Origin of the sequence: Streptomyces sp. DH12 (genome assembly GCF_020873895.1) — a bacterium.
Classification (GTDB): Bacteria; Actinomycetota; Actinomycetes; order Streptomycetales; family Streptomycetaceae; genus Streptomyces.
Map to the genome: position 1 here is coordinate 1 of NZ_JAHWGT010000854.1, position 478 is coordinate 478.

General features: G+C 71.3%; 1 protein-coding gene. It reads left to right on the forward strand.

What is annotated here, in order from left to right; genetic code table 11:
* On the forward strand, window positions 1-424 hold a 424-nt coding region (locus LPA54_RS37435; protein ID WP_228984906.1), incomplete at its 5' end, for a sigma-70 family RNA polymerase sigma factor.
* Window positions 425-478: the final 54 nt, after the last annotated feature.

The window sequence follows — 478 nt, forward strand, 5'->3', positions numbered from 1 at the left end:
GGGCACCTTCGAGGGCTGGCTGCACCGCATCACCACGAACCTTTTCCTGGACATGGTCCGGCGCAAGCAGCGCATCCGCTTCGACGCGCTCGGCGAGGACGCGGCCGAGCGGCTGGCCAGCAAGGAGCCCTCGCCGCAGCAGGTCTTCAACGACGCGCACTTCGACGCCGACGTCCAGCAGGCCCTCGACACGCTCGCCCCGGAGTTCCGCGCCGCCGTCGTCCTGTGCGACATCGAAGGACTGTCGTACGAGGAGATCGCGGCCACCCTGGGCGTGAAGCTCGGCACCGTGCGGTCCCGTATCCACCGCGGCCGCTCCCAGCTGCGCAAGGCCCTCGCGCACCGTTCACCCAAGGCGCGCGCGGACCGCCCCTCCTTCGTGCCGCGTGTCCCCGCACTGGGGGGAGGGGGCGCGAGCGCGTGAGCAGTTCACTGCCGAAGTCCCCCGAGGGGCACCTCGCGGAGCATCATCTGGGAG